The organism is Leptospira jelokensis, assembly GCF_004769635.1.
Taxonomy (GTDB): Bacteria; Spirochaetota; Leptospiria; order Leptospirales; family Leptospiraceae; genus Leptospira_A; species Leptospira_A jelokensis.
The window spans coordinates 143,544-162,040 of sequence record NZ_RQGH01000023.1 but is presented as its reverse complement, the minus strand read 5'-3'; the positions used below and the strand labels follow the sequence as shown (position 1 = coordinate 162,040).

Genomic DNA, 18,497 nt, shown 5'->3' with positions numbered 1-18,497 from the left:
GGAGGTTTCAACCGACATTTCGTATGGTATGGCACGGATTCTACTCATCATTCTCTTCCTTTTTGGGAGCGGACTCACCAGTTCGCAAAGTGTTAAAAATGGAATCCAGGTTTTGGAGGGAGACCTCATCAACACAGGCCACCTTTTCCGAACAGATAAACAAGTATTCCGCATTTCGAGTACGGTTTTACAAGAAGAACTCGCCTATTTGAGTGGAAAGAAATTACGTATGTTATGCGATGTGCAAGGAGAAGTTTGTTCTCCCATTCGCTATGAATTAGAACCGTTTGAGTCGGGAAAAACTCCAGACTGGACCTTAAAAAAAATCCCTAGGTATGTAACACAAGGATACTTTTCCTTTAACCCACAATGTACGCCGGATGGGAAAGTCCTATTTTGGACTGCCCTTGTCCGTGAAGGGGGGCGTTCCACCCAAAAGATTTGGGCTTCGAAACGTGACCAATATGGGTTTTGGATGGCAGGGGAACAATTGCCTACACCTTTAAACAATCGTTATCCGTCAGCAGTCATCTCTGCTTTACCTGGTGGGAATGAACTATTTGTTTTTGGGAATTTCGGAGAAGATGAATTACTTGACAATCTCAAACGTGAGATGACCCAAAAATCGCAAATGGCAACACGGGAAGCAGCAAACGCAAAAGAGTTCCATATTGTTCTCACAAAATTAGAAAACGAATACAAAGAACGATCTGAAAAAATCCAAAACCGTGCACCACTTTACAAAACGAGGAAAACTGAAACTGGTTGGTCTCTTCCAAGTCCAATTTCATTCCCAAGTTTTTATAACTGGTATAAAAAAGCAGACAATCCCAACCAACAAGTATTTGGTGGAAGTGCACTTTCTTCAAGTGGTCGCACATTATTGTATTCAGCCCAACAAAAGAAAAATTTTGGGAAATTGGATTTATACGTGAGTTTACAAAATGAAGTTGGAATTTTTGAAGAAGGCATCAATTTAGGATATACATTGAACACAGGAGAAGAAGAGATGGCACCTTTTCTTGCCCCTGATGACCGCACTTTGTATTTTTCTTCTTCCGGACGAAAAGAGGGAATTTCCATTTTCATTTCAAGAAGGAATGGTGATTCATGGACTTCTTGGTCAGAACCACAAGAGTTATCTCCAAACCTAAGAGGTGTTAACTTTTTTAGTATCCCAGCCGTTGGGAATTGGGCTTATGTTTCGAGGGATGGAGAACTTTATATGGCTGCCATTCCCAATCAATTCCAACCAGATCCGGTAGTGGTGATCAAAGGGAAAGTTGTGGACGAAGAAGGAAAAGCACTTTCAGCCTTTGTCCAATACGAATCCCTACATAAGAAAAAAACCATTGGTTCCACAATCAGTGATCCTACAACCGGTGAGTTTAGCATCATATTGCCATATGAAGAAAATTATGGATTTTATGGGGAAAAAGAAGGATACCTTCCTGTTTCACAAAACCTCAATTTGGTGGGAAAAGAAAAGGAAGACAAAGAAAAAACGGTTCTACTTGTGTTACCCAAATTAAAAAAAGGAAACCAAATTGTGATGAACAATTTGTTTTTTGCCTTCCGTTCTTCTGAGTTTGCCAAAGAATCAGAGCCAGAACTTGACAGATTGGCAGGAATCTTAAAGAAAACTGGGAATTTAAAGGTACTCATCGAAGGGCATACGGATAATGTTGGTACAAAGGCGGCCAATCAAAAGTTATCCTTGGAACGTGCAAATTCGGTTGCATTGTATTTGAAGTCTAAACATAAAATAGAAGATACAAGGATATCGGTGGTTGGACTTGGGCCAACGGTTCCGATTGCTGACAATGGATCGGATGAAGGCCGAGCCGTAAACCGACGGGTTGTATTTAAAATTTTGGAAGAGTAAAACTGTGGATATCAAAAATATCAATATACCCAAAGTCAATGTAGACACAGAAAAAATGATGGGGGCAGTGGATGGCCTTGTGGATAAAATCCCCCCTCAAGTCCAAGATTTACTCAAAAAAATCGCCATTGCACTTTTTGTTTTTTTTCTTATCATGGCGATTTACATTGGTTGGTCGCATGGCTGGGAAAATGCCAAACCACAAGGCCAACAATTGGCACAAGACACAAGAAGTTTGTTCATAACAGAAATTGAAAGGGATTACAATCGGAAACGGAAAGACGTGCGAATGTCAGATCCTGAAGATTTGAAATATGAATCCAACCGTCGTATGCAATTTGATTTCTTAAGTGAACGAGAATCGAATGGTTACTCACACGATACAATCCCCGAAGAACAAGAATTTTTGGGAAAAGAATATGATTTTCGTAACCGAAAATCGGAAGATACTTCTGTGCCTCCCATCTACACTCCGTCAGGTGATGGACTGATCCCTGCTCCGATTGACGTACAACCAGTTTCTCCAAAGGAAACGATTGAACCTTCTAATGCCTCTGATGACGAACTTCGGATGCAAAGGATGTTAACTCGTGTTTCAGAATTGGAAAAAAAAGTAAAAGAAAAAAACGAAGAAAAAAATTTGGAAACCTTAAAATTACCAAAACCTCCTGAGTCCAAAGAAACACTTGGAAAACCTAGAAGTTTGGAACGGATTCCAAAAGAACAAAGATGAATTTTAATTTTTTTGGATTTTCCAAATCTCGCAAACAGAACCTGACACTTAGGTTACTTGTATGTTTTTTGCTTTTGCCCTCCTTTCGGTTAGGTGCTGAATCCACAGAAATTTTTTTGCCATTCCCAGAAACTTGGGCTGAAACCCATGAAACGGATGCGCTCGAAACAAAGAGTTCCAAACCTTCCAATCCTGTTTCAAATCAAAAAAATATGGGTTCGGATACTAAAATGGATCATTCTTCCAACCCACCACTCGTAGGGAATTTAAATCCAACCTCATCCAAGGAAGGCTATGTAGCGGGGAATGAAAGCACATCCACACCAGTGAGTGTTCCCAATCCTTCCAAATCGGATTCTAAAAAGAAAAAAAAGAAAGAAGTCATCGATCCTTCCCAAGCATCCTTCCAAAAGGGAAAAGCGTATTTAGCAAGGGATCAAAAAAAGTCCGCAGAACAAGAGTTTGCTTCCTCGTATGCAAAGGAAGGAGATGCTGCCAAATTCTCTCGTGTTGAAAATACAAATTTATTTGGATTGGATGGGAAAGAAAAAGAATCGTCTGGACTTATTGAAAAACAAGAGGATCCAGATCTTAAAATCAAATCTCAGTTTGAACTCGCAAGGTCACTTGATCGGATTGGAAATCCAGAGTCGGAAGAAAAGGCTTACAAAGAGTATTTAAAATTAGTGACTGAGTTTCCAAAACACCCTGAACTTACACCTAGATCGCATTATGCGATGGCAGTACTCCTCATTCGTAAAAAAGAATACCGCTCGGCAGCACACCAACTCGTCAATATCATCAAAAATTTCAAAGAATCAGAAGAATTTTTGCCCGCACACCATTACTTAGGAAAAATTTATGAAAGCAGTTGGGACGAACGCGATTTAGAACGTTCCCTGAAATACTACCAACTGTATTTAAATGGTGTGGAAGGGAAAAATCCAAAACCAGGTCTTGACTTCCGAAAAGAAACTCGTGATCGATTGCGGGTCCTTGGTTCTGCCATTTAAAAGGAAAACGCCATCAAGCGATGGCGACATTCACTTCAATCCTTCCAAACTTAGAGTATAAGTTGATGGAAAGGGTTGGCTTTTTATTGAAACGTACGGAAGTGCTTTGTGTTTCTTGGATGTTGGGTGTGGTGATCTCTACTGACTGGCCTGCCGATGTAAAAATATTCATCGCATTACCCGTAGTCATGTTGGCAATCTCACCTAAGATGTCTTTGTATTCATTTTTCACATCTTCATCAGACAAACCTGGAACGAGGGTACGTGAAATTTTATACGCTGCATCGTAGTTCATGCTATAAACAACTTCACCACTAAAAGAACCCACAACTCCAATCACGATGGCAATCTCATGGCTTGGAGCAGGTGAATCTTTGATCCCAATTTTCCCGCGGATCAGGTCCTGTTGTAATACATCGCGAAACACGATGGTGGCTGCTTCCAGGAAGGGGTTGATGAAGTCGGCTTTGATTTGCATTATTCTAAAGAGAGAAGGCCTTTTTTCTCTACGTTGTATTCTGCTGCTAAGGACTGGTTTATTTCAAGAAAAAAGCTGTAAAGTTGTCTTTGTTTCAAAAAATCTGAAGCTTGGTCTTGTGGTTTTGAATTTGTGGGTTGTCCGTAAGATAATTCCCCAAATTCTACATAAACTTGTTTGTCATTGTCAGAGAAAGGACCCACCACTGTTTTTTTACCAAAAGGGTCGTTTGCGAGGGATTCCCAGAATTGGCTCGAATTGGCCAATCGGTAACTGTTGCCTTTATTAGAAGTCACAAGTTTCAAATCAGAGAGTGAGACCCCAGAAACGGTTTCAATGGTTTGTCCTGATTCTTTGGCAATTGCATCCAAGGCATTTGGTTCAGAAATTTTTTGACTGATGCGGCCTTTCCAAACTTCTACTTCTTTTCGTTTTCGGTCAAATTTGAGTTTGGAGAGGAGGAGGGGTTTTCGCACTTCGAAACTAACAAAGTTGCCAGCTGGGTCTTTCGAGAGAGTGCCTTCTTGTTTTTCCTTTTCGTATTCCTTTTGGAGCTCTGCATCGGTGATATTGATTTTGGCTTCCACTGCATTGAGTAAGTTGACTTCACTGATGGCGACCAAACGGAAAGAAATTTTTGCACGTTTGGCTTCACTTTCTAATTCCACTTCGTTCTCTGTCGGTTTGAAGTTTTGTTCGAGGAAGTTAGGGAAAAGGGCATACCGAGTGGCAGAATCGATGCGGTAGTTCATCGGGGCCGAACGGTAAATTTGTTGGTAAATTTCCGAAAGGGATCTGGAATCTTCTTCCCCATAACCTGCTTGGCTCACGGATTCTTTGTGGATCTCACGAGCTTGTTTTGACATCTCCCGTTTGATGCTGATTTCTGATACTTGGAATCCTACAGAAGAGGCAATGTCATTGGCAATGTACAATTCACGGACGGCGGAGTAGGCGCAGGAATTCAAAACCTCTGGGTTTTGTGCGGCATCCCGACCATATTGTTGGTATGCGTAATAACAATCACGTTTGGCAGCATTGAAATAGTCCACAGGGATGCTCCTCCCCGCTACAGAACCTGCTTTAGTCGAATTTTGACCAGTGATAGCACCGATGAGACTTTGTTCCGCGTCTCCTGGCAAAAAGGTAATGATTAAGGTTCCTACCAATATGAATAAAAAGAGAGCAATGATGGTACGATAAATTTTTTCTTTGAGGGTAGAGGGTTCATCTTCGAACATAAAGGAAAGGTTTCCGTTTCCAAACCCCTTGTAAAGAAAAAATGTAATCAAGGGATTTGTACTTTGGCCAGATAATATAGGTAGTATGTTGTTTGCCGCATTCGCAATGATCCTCGTGGGAGTTTTATGCTTCATTTACGTGGCACTTTCCCCGCAGAAACCAAAACAAACAGCTTACCAATCCCGAAAAGTCCCAAACCAAAGCCCATTCCGAATGCCCCAAGCGCCACCTGTTTCGCCCCAGCTGGATGAAAGGATTCGCAGGGAACGTTCGATACCCGATGACCGCCACCTTTCCTATTCCTACCCAGAAGAACAAACTCCCTCTGTTGTTCAAAAATCAGAAGTGCTTAGGCCAACCGAATCTGGGAATTTGGAATTAGAACCAGTACCTCCTAAGGAAAGTCATTTTACGATTGATGGGACCTTGTATTTGGACCATGGCGGGAAACTTCCGTTTGGTGAAGGTTCAGAGGATTTAGACCTTTTGGAAGATGGACTTCGTAATTTCAAACGTGTGGGCAGTGGCACGTTAAAGGAAGACAACGGAAGGTTTTTGTTCCACTCGGGGAATGTGACCTACACCTACACACCTGATGAACTCGACCAAGTGGTCCTCCACAACCAAGGCATTGTGTTTTTATTAAAGGATTTGAAATCTCCAAAACCTGTTTTTTTCACCAAAGAAATCGATACCTTCAAAGAGTTTCTGAAACAAGCCGCCCTCACATAACGAAACAAATGTGCTTAGTCTGTGAGCTGCATTTCAGTTCACAAGCACGCAAGGCCCTAAGGTTTTGGATTGGCCTTTAGTCTCGTGACCAGTTCAATGTCTCTTTCACCAGATCGCAATTGGATGTATGCTTCCAACTTATCCATGTCATCCTTGGATGGAAGTTTTTTCCATTCTGAATCAAACAAATTGGTGTCCTTGTAAAGATTCTCATTCATATCAAACTTTTTTGTTTTGGCAAAACTAGCAGACACCAAGTTTGGAAAAAATATTCTCAATTCTTTGGCGATGAGTTCTGTATTCAGTTTCCCTAAATCCATTTGGTTTTGGTAGATCTCCGAAAGGATTTCAAATTTTAATTTGTCCAAACCCGTAGTGGAAAGGTCTTGGTGTAAAACCAGTTCGGTTCCTTCCATTGCATAGTATTTCATTTTATTTTTTATCTCTTCTTCCTGGGTGGGATCAATTTTTGTGCCGAGAAGTGTGATTTCCAGTTTTGGTTTTGTACCGTACACAATGTTCTTTTCGAGTACCCTTCGGCCTTCCGTGATGATTTCTTTTCGAATGAATTCTTCTGCTTTCCCTTTAAAAAAAGAAGAACGTACAATTTGATAAGCAGTAAATACGGAAGGAATGATGACGATGAAAGCAAAAAGAGATAAATAGAGTTTTACCTTGTTTTCTCTTTCTTTATATAGTCCCCAGTCCACTTTCGGAAAGTCCATATAACGAACAAAAATGAAAGTAGCAATTGCAATGAAGATCGAGTTGATGAGGTATAAATAAATTGCTCCAAAAAAGAATTGTAAGTTCCCTTGTGAAAGTCCAAATCCTGCGGTGCAAAGTGGAGGCATAAGGGCCGTTGCAATGGCAACCCCCGCGATGGCAGTCCCTTTTTCTTTTCTTGTGTTGGCTATGATCCCAGTTGCTCCCCCGAAAAGAGCGATCAGGGCATCATAGATGGTAGGTGTTGTGCGTGCTAAGAGTTCGGATTGTGCTTCACTGATGGGTGAAAGTGAAAAATAAATAAACGAGGTGATGATACTCACAATCGTGGCTACAGATAGTGTGCGTAAAAAACGTTTGAGTTGGTCAAAGTCATTGGTTGCTGCTGCAAATCCAATCCCAACGATGGGACCCATGAGGGGAGAGATGAGCATGGCTCCAATGATGACGGCAGTGGAATTGACATTGAGGCCTATGCTTGCGATGAAGATCGCAAAGATAAGTGTCCAAAGATTGGAACCAACGAGTTCTCCTCCTTTTTGGACAGATTCTATCGTGCCTGGTTTGTCTAGGTCATCAAGTAAGTGGAAACGTGGGGTTAACCATTGGAAAAAAGAGACAATAGAATTTTCTTTGGATGCCATGGAGTATTAGACATCCAAAGAATTCTAAAATGTAAATGAGATTTTAAACCCCTCCGACCATCACATGTTTTGTGATGAGGTAATCTCCCACGGATTCAATCGATAGATCCTTTCCAAATCCCGATTGTTTGAAACCACCGTGTGGTGTCTCGGATGCAAGTGGAAGGTGGTCATTCACCCACACTGTTCCAAACTCCAATTGTTTTGCAACTCGCATAGCGCGCGCTACATCCTTTGTCCAAATGGAAGATGCAAGTCCGTAGTTGACATCATTGGCAAGTTTCACCGCTTCTTCTTCTTTGTCATAGGATTGGATGGTGAGAACAGGACCAAAAATTTCGTTTTGTACAATGTCGAAGTTTTGTTTGACATCAGTCACAACGGTTGGTTCAAAAAAATATCCTTTGTCCAAACCTTTGGGAATGCCACCACCTGTGAGGATTTTGGCACCTTGTTTTTTAGCTCGGTCCATAAATCCCATCACTCGTTCTCTATGGATTTGGGAGATGAGTGGCCCCATTTCGGTTTTATCTTGGAATGGGTCTCCTACCTTAACTGCTTTCATGGCATCCACCACGGCATCGGTGATCTTTTTTTGTAAAGTCTTAGGTACGATGATCCTAGTAGCCGCGGTACAGTCTTGGCCTGAATTGCATGTGGCACCAAACGTCGCTTTTGCGGCAAATAAATTGATATCAACATCATCAAACACAACAAGTGGTGCTTTCCCTCCGAGTTCTAAGTGAACCCGTTTCAAAGAATCCGATGCGGACTTCATGATATTCTTTCCAGTGCCTGTGGATCCAGTGAGGGAAACCATACGAACCAAAGGGTGGTCCACTATGGCCTGTCCTGTGGCATTCCCACCTGTGACTATATTGATCACTCCATCCGGGATGCCTGCTTTTTTGGTGAGTTCCGCTAACATGAGTGTGGTGATAGGTGTCCCTGGTGCTGGCTTTAAGATCACAGTACAACCTGCGGCCAGTGCTGGGCCAAATTTCCAAACCGCCATAAGCAGGGGGTAGTTCCAAGGGGCAATTTGTCCAACAACACCTACAGGTTCTCTTCGTAAGATGGAAGTGTATCCTGGTTGGTATTCGTTGGCTCGGCTACCATGGACATCCCGTGCAGCAGTTGCAAAAAAACGAATGTTATCAATCGCAAAGGGAATGTCTCCCGCCAAACTTAAGTTTTTGTATGGTTTCCCTGCATTCAGAGATTCCCATTTTGCAAATTCTTTGGTTTTTTCTTCGAGTAAGTCTGCTAATTTCCAAATGGCTTTGGAACGTTCGCTTGGTGTGAGTCCGGACCACCGGCCATCATAAAAGGCTTTGTGTGCGGCTCTTGCTGCTTTGTCAACATCTGCGGCACTGGCATCAATCACCTTTGCAATTTGTTTGCCAGTTGCTGGGTCTTCGATGCCCATGGTTTTCCCGCCGGAAGAGTTAGTCCATTTCCCATCAATCCAAAGTTTATACTGTTTCATACTTGGGTTAGATTTCCTTTAATGATTTTGCTATGATACTTAGGCCTTCTTTTACGATGTTTTCTTCCGCTGTAATGGGAACTAAAATTCTAATTACGTTTCCATACACACCACAAGAAAGTAAAACAAGTCCATGTTCTAATGCTTTTGCCGTTAATTTTTTTGCCATGTCGGCAGAAGGTTTGTGTGGGTCTCCATTTTCTACGAGTTCAAAGGCAACCATTCCACCTAATCCGCGTATTTCGCCGATATTGGAATTGGTTTTTTTCATTTCGTTTAGTTCTTGGATGAGAAGTTTTCCGAGGTTCACTGATTTTTGAAGGATCCCTTCTTCTTCGATGAGGTCCATCACTGCAATGCCAGCAGCACAAGCAACAGGGTTCCCTGCATACGTTCCCCCAAGTCCACCTGGTTCCACAGAATCCATAATCGATGTTTTTCCAATCACAGCAGAGAGTGGCATTCCAGCTGCTAAAGATTTTGCCGTGGTGATGAGGTCTGGTTTCACACCAGAGTGTTCGATGGCAAAAAGTTTTCCAGTCCTTGCAAAACCAGACTGTACTTCATCAGCAATAAGCAAAATCCCATGTTCATCACAAATGGCTCTTAGTTTTTTTAAGAAACTGGGAGAAGCAATGTAGAAACCACCTTCACCTTGCACGGGTTCGATGGCGATTGCTGCCACTCGGGTTGGATCAATATCTGCTTTGAATAAATTGTTAAGAGCTTTTAAGGAATCTTCTTCTGTCACACCATGGTATTCCATTGGGAAAGGGATGTGGTAGACATCACTGGAAAACGGACCAAATCCCTTTTTGTAAGGAATGACCTTTCCCGTTAACGCAAGTGCCATCATGGTACGGCCATGGAACCCACCGAGGAAACTGATGATCCCAGGCCTTCCTGTTGCTGCCCTCGCAATTTTCACTGCATTCTCAAGTGCTTCCGCGCCAGAAGAAAATAAAATGGTTTTTGCTTCTCCATCTATCGGTGCTTTGGCATTTAATTTTTCACAAAGATCAATGTATGGCTCGTAAGGCATGATTTGGAAAGCGGTGTGTAACACTTTGTCCACTTGTTTGTGGATGGCAGCGACCACCTTCGGATGGCAATGGCCAGTGTTTTGTACACCAATCCCACCACCAAAGTCGATGAATCGTTTTCCTTCTATGTCCCAAATTTCTGCATTGGTTGCTTTTTCAGCAAACACAGGGTAGGCGGTCGTCACTCCTCTCGGAACATTTTTTAATCTTCTTTCCCATAGAGTTTTGTTGGTTTGTTTTTGATTGCCCGTCATTTGATTCCTCCGAGGCAGAGATATTTGGTTACCGTATAATCATCGAGACCGTATTTGGAGCCTTCTCGTCCCATTCCTGAAAATTTGACTCCACCAAAAGGGACTTGTTCAGAAGAAATTATCCCTTCATTAATGCCTACCATCCCATATTCCAGCTGTTCGGCGACTCTAAAAATGCGAGCCATGTCCTTCGTGTAAAAATAGGAGGCAAGTCCAAAGTCGGTATCATTGGCAAGTTTGATGGCTTCTTCTTCTGTTTGGAAGGTTTGGATGCAAGAGACAGGACCAAAGGTTTCTTCCTTGGTCACGATCATAGATGAATTCACTGGATACAAAACGGTTGGTTCAAAGAAATTTCCACCTAATTGGTGTGTGTTGCCACCGATTAAAACTTTCGCTCCTTTTCCAACTGCATCTTGGATATGGGATTTGACTTTTTCTACTGCAGCTTCATTGATCAATGGACCTTGGCTAGCACTCGGTTCCATTCCATTGGCTACTACAAGTTCCTTTGTTTTTTCTGCGAGTTTTTTGGCAAAGGACTCTGCCACAGATGTGTGCACGAGGAACCGATTCACACAAACACAAGTTTGCCCAGTATTTCTGTATTTCGATAACATGGCACCTTTGACGGCTTCGTCTAAATCAGCATCTTCGAATACGATAAACGGTGCATTGCCACCAAGCTCAAGGGAAAGTTTTTTCAAAGTAGGGGCTGATTTTTCCATCAGATACATCCCTGTTTTTGTAGAACCGGTGAAACTGAGTTTCCGAACATCTTTACTTTCTAACATTGCTTTCCCGATAGAGATTGGATCGCCAACTAACACGTTCCAAACGCCCTTTGGAAGCCCTGCCCGTTCTGCAAGGACTGCCATCGCAAGCGCTGAATAGGGGGTGAGTTCTGCCGGTTTGGAAACCACAGTGCAACCTGCGGCAAGTGCCGGTGCCACTTTCCGTGCAAGCATAGCGGCAGGAAAATTCCAGGGAGTGATGGTTCCGACAACACCCACAGGTTCTTTTAAAACAAGGATCCTTGTATCTTTTCTATGGGAAGGAATGACATCTCCATAATGGCGTTTTGCTTCTTCTCCAAACCATTCAATGTAAGAAGCGGCGTATGCTATCTCTCCCCTAGCTTCTGTTAGTGGCTTACCTTGTTCTTGTGTCATGATGAGAGCAAGGTCTTCTTGGTTTTCCATCATGAGTTGGAACCATTTGCGAAGGATTCCTGCTCGTTCTTTGGCAGGTCGAGACTTCCAGTCCTCCATTGCACCCTTCGCTGAACGAATGGCGATCAATGTATCTTTTTCAGTGGAATGGGGAATGTTCCCTATGGTTTCACCCGTGGCAGGGTTTTGTACTAAGATTTCTTTTTTGTTTTCGGCAGGGCACCAAACCCCACCAATGAAATTTTCCTGACGAAAAAGGTCTTTGTCTTTGATGTATTTCATACCAAACCTGTGCTTTCACAGAAACCTTGCCTCCTAAAAATTCCTACCTTTTTTTTGAAAACTCCAGAATTGGTTGCTTAATTTTATATTTTTGGTATCTAATGCCTGACATAAGTAAAACCAGGAGCACATAGGTTTATGAAATTCGATTCATACAAACGAGTGGTTTTTTTTACAGCAGTAGCCTCAATCGCATTCGCGGTTGCCTGCGGTAAAAAAGAAACAAAGGTTTCCGAAATTGGACAAGGCGAGGGAGAAGTTTCCATCGTTGCTTGGCCAGGTTACATTGAACGTGGTGAAACAGACAAAGGGTATGACTGGGTCACTGAATTTGAAAAAAATACAGGTTGTAAAGTAAATGTAAAAACTGCCGCTACATCAGATGAGATGGTAGCACTTATGAACGAAGGAGGTTTTGACCTTGTCACTGCATCAGGTGATGCTTCCCTTCGATTGGTTGCAGGTGGCAAAGTCCAAGAGATCAACACGGATCTTATCCCTAGTTGGAAAAATGTAGACTCTCGTTTGCAAAATGCTCCTTGGCATACAGTAGATGGAAAACATTACGGAGTTCCATACCAATGGGGTCCAAACGTACTTATGTACAACACAAAAGTTTTTAAAAAAGCACCAACTAGTTGGAGTGTTGTGTTTGAAGAACAAGTACTCCCAGATGGAAAATCAAACAAAGGAAGAGTGCAAGCGTTTGACGGACCAATTTACATTGCCGATGCTGCTTTGTATCTCAAAGTCGCAAAACCTGAGTTAGGGATCCAAGATCCATACGAACTTGATGAAAAACAATACAATGCTGTGATCGAAGTATTAAAGAAACAAAGACAACTTGTTCCAAAATACTGGCATGATGCGATGGTACAAGTGGACGACTTTAAAAAAGAAGGTTTAGTTGCTTCTTCCACTTGGCCATTCCAAGTAAACTTACTTGTGAGCGAAAAACAACCTGTGGCTTCTATTGTTCCTGTGGAAGGAGCAACTGGTTGGGCGGATAGCACTATGTTACACAAAGATTCTAAACACGTGAACTGTGCTTACAAATGGATGGAACACTCTCTTTCTCCAAAAGTGCAAGGTGACTTAGCTTCTTGGTTTGGATCGGTTCCATCAGTTCCTTCTGCTTGTAAAGGGAATGCTTTACTAGGGGACACTGGTTGTGCGGTAAACGGATTCAACAACTTTGAAAAAATCTCTTTTTGGAGAACTCCAAAAGAAGATTGTTCCGGTGGAAGAAAATGTGTGCCTTATAAAAAATGGGCAGAAGATTATATTTCCATTATTGGAAGCAAATAAAATCCTAACATCATAAGAGTTCTAAAGGAGATAGAATGGACCAAATTTACGATGTTGAATTTCAAAATGTAACAAGGAAATTCGACCAATTTATAGCGGTGGATGATGTCTCCTTTGGGATAAAAAAAGGTGAGTTTTTTTCGATGTTAGGCCCTTCCGGGTCTGGTAAAACTACCTGCCTCCGTATGGTGGCAGGTTTCCAAGATACAAGTTCAGGAAGGGTTCTTTTGGAAGGAGTTGATGTCACTGGCATTCCTCCTTATAAAAGAAATGTAAACACAGTTTTCCAAGATTATGCCCTTTTCCCCCATATGTCCGTTGCAGAAAATGTGGGTTATGGGTTAAAAATCAAAAAACTTCCAAGTGCAGAGATTGCCAAACGTGTTTCAGAGATGCTTTCTATGGTGCGTCTCCCCGATGTGGGGAACCGAAAGCCATCAGAATTGTCTGGAGGACAAAGGCAAAGGATTGCGCTTGCAAGGGCATTAATCAATCGTCCCGGCGTACTTCTGTTAGATGAGCCATTGGGTGCTCTCGATTTAAAACTGAGAGAAGAGATGCAATTGGAACTTAAGGCCATCCAAAAAGAAGTTGGGATCACGTTTATTTTTGTGACCCATGACCAAGAAGAGGCACTTTCCATGTCTGATCGGATTGCTGTTTTTAATAAAGGGAAAGTCGAACAAATTGCAACTCCAGAAGAATTGTACAACCGTCCCAAAACAGAGTTTGTTGCCAACTTTGTTGGAACATCCAATATCCTAAGCGTAGAAGAAACCAAACGCCTTACCGGTAAAGATGGCAAACTAATGGTTCGTCCAGAAAGGGTACATGTTTTTGCCAATGCCAAAGAAGACAACCATTCAACCGGATATAGAACCTTTAAGGCAATTTTGAAAAGCCAAGTGTATTCTGGTGCTACTTCCAAAATGCATTTTGAAACACCAAATGGCTCTCGAATCATTGCATCCACTCAAAACTTAAAAATATCAGCAGATCATATTGCTGTTGGATCTGAAGTCCTTGTCGGTTGGAAAGATGCCGACGTACACTTGTTATAAGGCAAAAATAATGACGAGTACCTTTGATAAGTTTTTTACCTTTTTGTTTTATAGAAAGAGTTTGGCTCTTTTTTTGCTTTTGGCACCACTTCTCATTTGGCTTGGTGTTGTTTACTTAGGATCTTTGTTTACACTGCTCATCCAAAGTTTTTTCTCCATTGATTCTTTTTCTGGCGTCATCAAACGTGAGTTTACATTCGAATCCTATTATGATTTGTTCCGACAAAGTACAAATTGGGATATCATCATCCGCACAACAACGATGGCATTCACAGTGACAGTGGTCAGTGCGATCATTGCCTTCCCAATCGCATATTACATGGCTATGAACGCGGGCCCCAAATTAAAACCCATTTTGTATTTGGGTGTGATGTTGCCGCTCTGGTCCAGTTACTTGGTAAAAGTGTATTCTTGGAAACTGATCATGGCAAAGGAAGGGATCCTCACCTGGTGTTTGGAGCGACTTGGTCTCTTGCACGTGTTAGATGTGATTCTTTCCATCCCTGTGATTGGTGGTAGCTCCTTGTCTTTCTCATACATTGGGATGTTTTTGGTATTTGTTTACATTTGGCTTCCTTATATGATTTTACCGATCCAAGCATCATTGGAAAGAATTCCAAAATCTTTACTCGAAGCATCCTCTGACTTAGGGGGAGGGCCTTCGCAAACCTTTCGTAAAGTGATATTGCCTTTGGCTTTCCCTGGGGTAGTCGCAGGTTCCATTTTCACTTTTTCCTTAACACTTGGTGATTATATCATCCCTACCATCATTGGAAATTCGAGTTATTTTATTGGTATGGCGGTTTATACACACCAAGGAACAGCAGGGAACATTCCACTTGCTGCAGCTTTTTCCGTAGTCCCCATCATCATCATGATGGTATACCTATCGATTGCGAAACGATTAGGAGCTTTCGATGCACTCTAAATGGAACTTAGGATCAATTGGATTAAAAACGGCCACCTTACTCGGTTTTTTATTCATTCACATTCCGATTCTTATCATCATCATGTATGCGTTTTCGACTGATGAAAAAACATTCCAATTCCCCCTACCTGGTTTTACAACCAAATGGTTTGGAGTGGCTTGGGATAGGAATGATATTTGGGAAGCCATCATCTTGTCTTCACAAGTGGCATTGGTATCAACCTTCATTGCAATTTTTCTTGGAACACTCGCTTGCCTTGCTGTTTATCGCAGCCAGTTTTTTGGAAAGGAAGTTATTTCCTTTCTCGTGATTTTACCGATTGCACTTCCGGGGATTGTAACAGGGATTTCACTTCGCTCGGCCATGTCTTTATTTGGAATTCCTTTTAGCACTTGGACCATTGTCATTGCACACGCAACGTTTTGTATTGTTACTGTTTACAATAATGTTTTGGCTAGGTTACGTAGGAGTTCCCATTCCATGGTGGAAGCTTCTATGGATTTGGGAGCCAATCCTTGGCAAACCTTTCGTTTTGTGATTTTGCCAAATATCGCTACAGCATTGTTAGCTGGCGGAATGTTGTCTTTTGCTTTGTCTTTCGATGAAGTAATTGTCACAACGTTTACAGCAGGGCAACAATCTACGGTTCCGATTTGGATGTTAACCGAGTTCATTCGTCCAAGACAAAGGCCTGTGACAAATGTGGTGGCAGTATTTGTGATCCTTGTGACAACGATACCCATCCTTGTCGCATACTACCTCACAAAAGAAGACGATGGTCGAAAGAAATAAAACGGTTCCGATTCTGAAATAGATTTGTCAGGAACACACCACAGGTTTCTTTCCGAACTTTAAAAACAGGATTTGGAATGATTGTTAGATTCGTTTGACAATTATCAAAGGAAATTCACTTTCCTATACCCTTTGGATATGGTAGGATCTTTGCATGGAAGAATTGATTCAAAAACTCATCATCCCCATTGATGGTTCCCCCAGTTCTGCAAAAGCTTTAGAATTTGGGCTTGCAATTGCCAAAGCCAGTAATGCCGTCTGTTACGTTGTAGAAGTCATTGAAGACTTTGGTCCCTTACCAGGATACTATGATGCAGCGCCACCAGGAGCTGACCGTGTGAAGTGGATCTCTGAACAAAGGTTTGAAAAAATCCATCCTATTTTAGATGAGACCTCTGTGAAATGGAACCGAGTGGTATTGGAAGGGTATCCTGCTGAAGAAATATGCAAATTGGCTGAAAGAGAAAAAGCAGATTTGATTGTGATTGGAAGCCGAGGCCACGGAATCTTGGGTCGATTCATCATGGGGAGTGTTTCTGATCGTGTTGTACATTATGCACCTTGCTCAGTAACTGTTGTTAGGTGAATTTGGCTTAATTTTGTCAAATCGATGTTAAATTACTTGCACTGAAATGTATCCCATTGGAATCTACGGACTAATCCTAGAGTAGATTCCTGGTTGATACAAAATGAAGGTTTCCGAAAAAGAAGAGATCCCCGAAAGTTTACCTCTCGACAAACGATTCACAAGGACATATTTCCAAGACGATAGTTTTGTAGCCAATATCAGAAGGGCATTGCCTAGAATGATTGAGGCTGATGTTTTTTCCAATTCTGTTTTATCGAACCTAAACCAAAAAGACAAAGACTTCCTCCTCCAATACTACCGAGAGAGAAACGATGCGACTGGAAGTTATTTCCAACTAAAAACAATTCCATTTCGGATTTCAAAAGTATCTGCTGAACGAATTTTAAACGAAGCTAATATTGATAATGCTGGTCGCGATTTTTTAAGTCAGTTCTATCATTATGACGAAGAGACGGAACAATTTGTTTTAAATGATACAGTGACTGAAGCAGACGAAATCCGCATTTTGCAAATGATCAAACGTAGAGATTATTATATTGGCAATGTGGAAAAATCCATGATCTCAGAAATCTTTGAACGTTTCCCTGAGATTACAAAAAAAGATACTTTTTTCGCAAACCTATACATCCCACCAAATCATAAGTATTATTCTCCACCCAACTTAAAACATATTTCTGGAATGCAAATTGTAGAAGCATCTAGACAATTTGGAATCGCGTGCAATCATATGTATGGCAAAGTTCCATTTGAAGATGTTACTTTTTTATTATTATATCTCAACTCAGAGTTTTTGCAGTACGCAAAAATGAATATGCCCATCAAAATGAGAGCAAAAGCAAAAGAAGTAAAATTCAGTAAAGCAGGTTATTGGAACTACTCAAAATTAGAAATCACTGCATACCAGGAAAATCAAGAAATCACTCGTATCGAAATGGCAGCAAGTATCCTTCCTCTCAAAGTGTACAAACGCCTAAAAAGCACACAGGAAGAAGTTTATGAAATCGATCCTAGGTTCCGAATTTTGGATCGATTTAAGAACAATATCTCCATTCGTGAAAATGGAAGGAATATCGTTTCGACCATTGAAAATATATCCAATTCTGGGTTTATGGTGCGGTGCTCAGGGGCTCATCCAGGCAGTATTTTTGCAGCGCAACGATTAGAATTTTTTATGCATTTTGATATTGTTGGTTTCGTACATGGAACTTGTACTTTATTATGGATAAAAGAAGACGATAATAATGAAGATACCTTCTTCGCTGGATTCCGATTTGATGAAATTTCGGATTTGGACAAAGCAAATGTGAAGGAAGCCATCAATCGTTATGGAAGATTGATCGAAGATAGGGAAATCCAATGAAAGAGAAAAAAGTAGCATTAGTCACTGGAGGAACATCGGGATTAGGTAGATCCATTGTTTTAGAATTTGCAAACGCAGGTTATGTGGTTGGATTTTGTGGACGACGTAAACAAGAAGGGGAAGATACACTTTCTCTTCTTCAAAATCAAGGTGGGAAGGGTCTCTTTTATAAATGTGATGTCACACAATCGGAAGCGGTTCGTAATTTTGTTGAAGCAGTTGCAGGAGAATATGGCAAAATAGATGTCGCTGTGAACAATGCAGGTATCTCAGGTGTTCTAAAAACTACAGCAGAATATCCATTAGATATTTTTGATTCAGTGATGGATGTGAATTTAAAAGGAACTTTTCTTTCGATGCAATTTGAACTAAAACAATTTTTAAAACAAGGGAATGGTGGTGCCATCATCAATGTTTCCTCTGCTCTTGGACTTCGAGGAAAAGAAAAGGCAGGTCCTTACTCCATGACAAAACATGGGATCATTGGTCTTACGAAATCAGCTGCATTGGAATATGGAGCTAATGGAATTCGAGTGATTGCACTTTGTCCAGGTGGCATTCAAACAGACATGGATGATGTTTTTTATGCAAACGTTCCCAATCCTGAAGAAGTTAAAAAGGAAAGAATGAAATCGTATGCATTGGGAAGGATGGCAACACCTGAGGAAGTTGCTAAAACCTGTGTTTGGTTATGCGGGGAAGGCGCTGCTTTTATTACAGGTGCAGTGATCCCTGTTGATGGTGGGAAAACGGCTAAGTAAGGAT

Annotated in this window: 17 protein-coding genes; 11 read left to right on the top strand and 6 right to left on the bottom strand. The window is 41.5% G+C overall.

Annotation, left to right across the window (positions count from 1 at the left end; genetic code table 11):
• Nucleotides 1-28 precede the first annotated feature (28 nt).
• Genes EHQ62_RS09185 through EHQ62_RS09175 form a run of 3 tightly spaced genes read left to right on the top strand, consistent with a single transcriptional unit; the run spans nt 29 to nt 3,631 of the window.
• The gene (locus EHQ62_RS09185) at nt 29-1,885 is read left to right on the top strand and encodes an OmpA family protein (protein ID WP_135642108.1); all 1,857 of its coding nucleotides are present in this window, start codon (nt 29-31) and stop codon (nt 1,883-1,885) included.
• 4 nt (nt 1,886-1,889) lie between these two features.
• Nucleotides 1,890-2,618 (top strand): LIC_11485 family protein, encoded by a 729-nt coding sequence (locus EHQ62_RS09180; RefSeq protein WP_135642106.1) that lies wholly within the window; start codon nt 1,890-1,892, stop codon nt 2,616-2,618.
• Entirely contained in the window at nt 2,615-3,631 is a 1,017-nt protein-coding gene (locus EHQ62_RS09175; protein ID WP_135642104.1) for a tetratricopeptide repeat protein, read from the top strand. Before EHQ62_RS09180 ends, EHQ62_RS09175 begins: the two co-directional genes overlap by 4 nt.
• Before the next feature lie 13 nt (nt 3,632-3,644).
• Here EHQ62_RS09175 and EHQ62_RS09170 read toward each other — a convergent pair whose 3' ends face one another.
• A complete protein-coding gene (locus EHQ62_RS09170) occupies nt 3,645-4,109 on the bottom strand; it encodes a chemotaxis protein CheX (protein WP_135642102.1) in 465 nt (154 codons plus the stop codon).
• The gene (locus tag EHQ62_RS09165) at nt 4,109-5,350 is read right to left on the bottom strand and encodes a hypothetical protein (protein ID WP_135642100.1); all 1,242 of its coding nucleotides are present in this window, start codon (nt 5,348-5,350) and stop codon (nt 4,109-4,111) included. The genes EHQ62_RS09170 and EHQ62_RS09165 overlap by 1 nt, the downstream gene beginning before the upstream one ends.
• Nucleotides 5,351-5,435: 85 nt before the next feature.
• Between EHQ62_RS09165 and EHQ62_RS09160 the strand changes: the two genes are divergently transcribed.
• A complete protein-coding gene (locus EHQ62_RS09160; protein ID WP_135642098.1) occupies nt 5,436-6,083 on the top strand; it encodes an LIC_11490 family protein in 648 nt (215 codons plus the stop codon).
• Between the two features lie 56 nt (nt 6,084-6,139).
• Here the strand turns inward: EHQ62_RS09160 and EHQ62_RS09155 are convergent, their stop codons facing one another.
• Genes EHQ62_RS09155 through EHQ62_RS09140 form a run of 4 tightly spaced genes read right to left on the bottom strand, consistent with a single transcriptional unit; the run spans nt 6,140 to nt 11,693 of the window.
• Nucleotides 6,140-7,453, bottom strand: coding sequence for a DUF389 domain-containing protein (locus EHQ62_RS09155; RefSeq protein ID WP_135642096.1), 1,314 nt, complete (start codon nt 7,451-7,453; stop codon nt 6,140-6,142).
• Nucleotides 7,454-7,496: 43 nt separating this feature from the next.
• A complete protein-coding gene (locus EHQ62_RS09150; RefSeq protein ID WP_135642094.1) occupies nt 7,497-8,942 on the bottom strand; it encodes a gamma-aminobutyraldehyde dehydrogenase in 1,446 nt (481 codons plus the stop codon).
• Between the two features lie 7 nt (nt 8,943-8,949).
• The gene (gene gabT, locus EHQ62_RS09145; RefSeq protein WP_135642092.1) at nt 8,950-10,239 is read right to left on the bottom strand and encodes a 4-aminobutyrate--2-oxoglutarate transaminase; all 1,290 of its coding nucleotides are present in this window, start codon (nt 10,237-10,239) and stop codon (nt 8,950-8,952) included.
• A complete protein-coding gene (locus EHQ62_RS09140) occupies nt 10,236-11,693 on the bottom strand; it encodes an NAD-dependent succinate-semialdehyde dehydrogenase (RefSeq protein ID WP_135642090.1) in 1,458 nt (485 codons plus the stop codon). Before EHQ62_RS09140 ends, gabT begins: the two co-directional genes overlap by 4 nt.
• A 138-nt stretch (nt 11,694-11,831) precedes the next feature.
• Between EHQ62_RS09140 and EHQ62_RS09135 the strand changes: the two genes are divergently transcribed.
• The 7 genes from EHQ62_RS09135 to EHQ62_RS09105 all read left to right on the top strand — a co-directional run bounded on the left by EHQ62_RS09135 (nt 11,832) and on the right by EHQ62_RS09105 (nt 18,493).
• Nucleotides 11,832-13,001: an ABC transporter substrate-binding protein gene (locus tag EHQ62_RS09135; protein WP_135642088.1), complete on the top strand. Its 1,170-nt coding sequence runs from the start codon at nt 11,832-11,834 to the stop codon at nt 12,999-13,001.
• Between the two features lie 35 nt (nt 13,002-13,036).
• Nucleotides 13,037-14,062, top strand: coding sequence for an ABC transporter ATP-binding protein (locus EHQ62_RS09130; RefSeq protein WP_135642086.1), 1,026 nt, complete (start codon nt 13,037-13,039; stop codon nt 14,060-14,062).
• A 10-nt stretch (nt 14,063-14,072) separates the two neighbouring features.
• Nucleotides 14,073-14,990: an ABC transporter permease gene (locus EHQ62_RS09125; protein ID WP_135642084.1), complete on the top strand. Its 918-nt coding sequence runs from the start codon at nt 14,073-14,075 to the stop codon at nt 14,988-14,990.
• Nucleotides 14,980-15,783 (top strand): ABC transporter permease, encoded by an 804-nt coding sequence (locus EHQ62_RS09120; RefSeq protein ID WP_135642082.1) that lies wholly within the window; start codon nt 14,980-14,982, stop codon nt 15,781-15,783. Before EHQ62_RS09125 ends, EHQ62_RS09120 begins: the two co-directional genes overlap by 11 nt.
• 154 nt (nt 15,784-15,937) lie before the next feature.
• The gene (locus EHQ62_RS09115; RefSeq protein WP_135642079.1) at nt 15,938-16,369 is read left to right on the top strand and encodes a universal stress protein; all 432 of its coding nucleotides are present in this window, start codon (nt 15,938-15,940) and stop codon (nt 16,367-16,369) included.
• Nucleotides 16,370-16,472: 103 nt separating this feature from the next.
• Nucleotides 16,473-17,732 carry an AfsA-related hotdog domain-containing protein gene (locus tag EHQ62_RS09110; protein ID WP_135642077.1) on the top strand — a complete coding sequence of 420 codons (1,260 nt, stop codon included), beginning with the start codon at nt 16,473-16,475 and terminating at the stop codon, nt 17,730-17,732.
• Nucleotides 17,729-18,493: an SDR family NAD(P)-dependent oxidoreductase gene (locus tag EHQ62_RS09105; protein ID WP_135642075.1), complete on the top strand. Its 765-nt coding sequence runs from the start codon at nt 17,729-17,731 to the stop codon at nt 18,491-18,493. Before EHQ62_RS09110 ends, EHQ62_RS09105 begins: the two co-directional genes overlap by 4 nt.
• Nucleotides 18,494-18,497 lie beyond the last annotated feature (4 nt).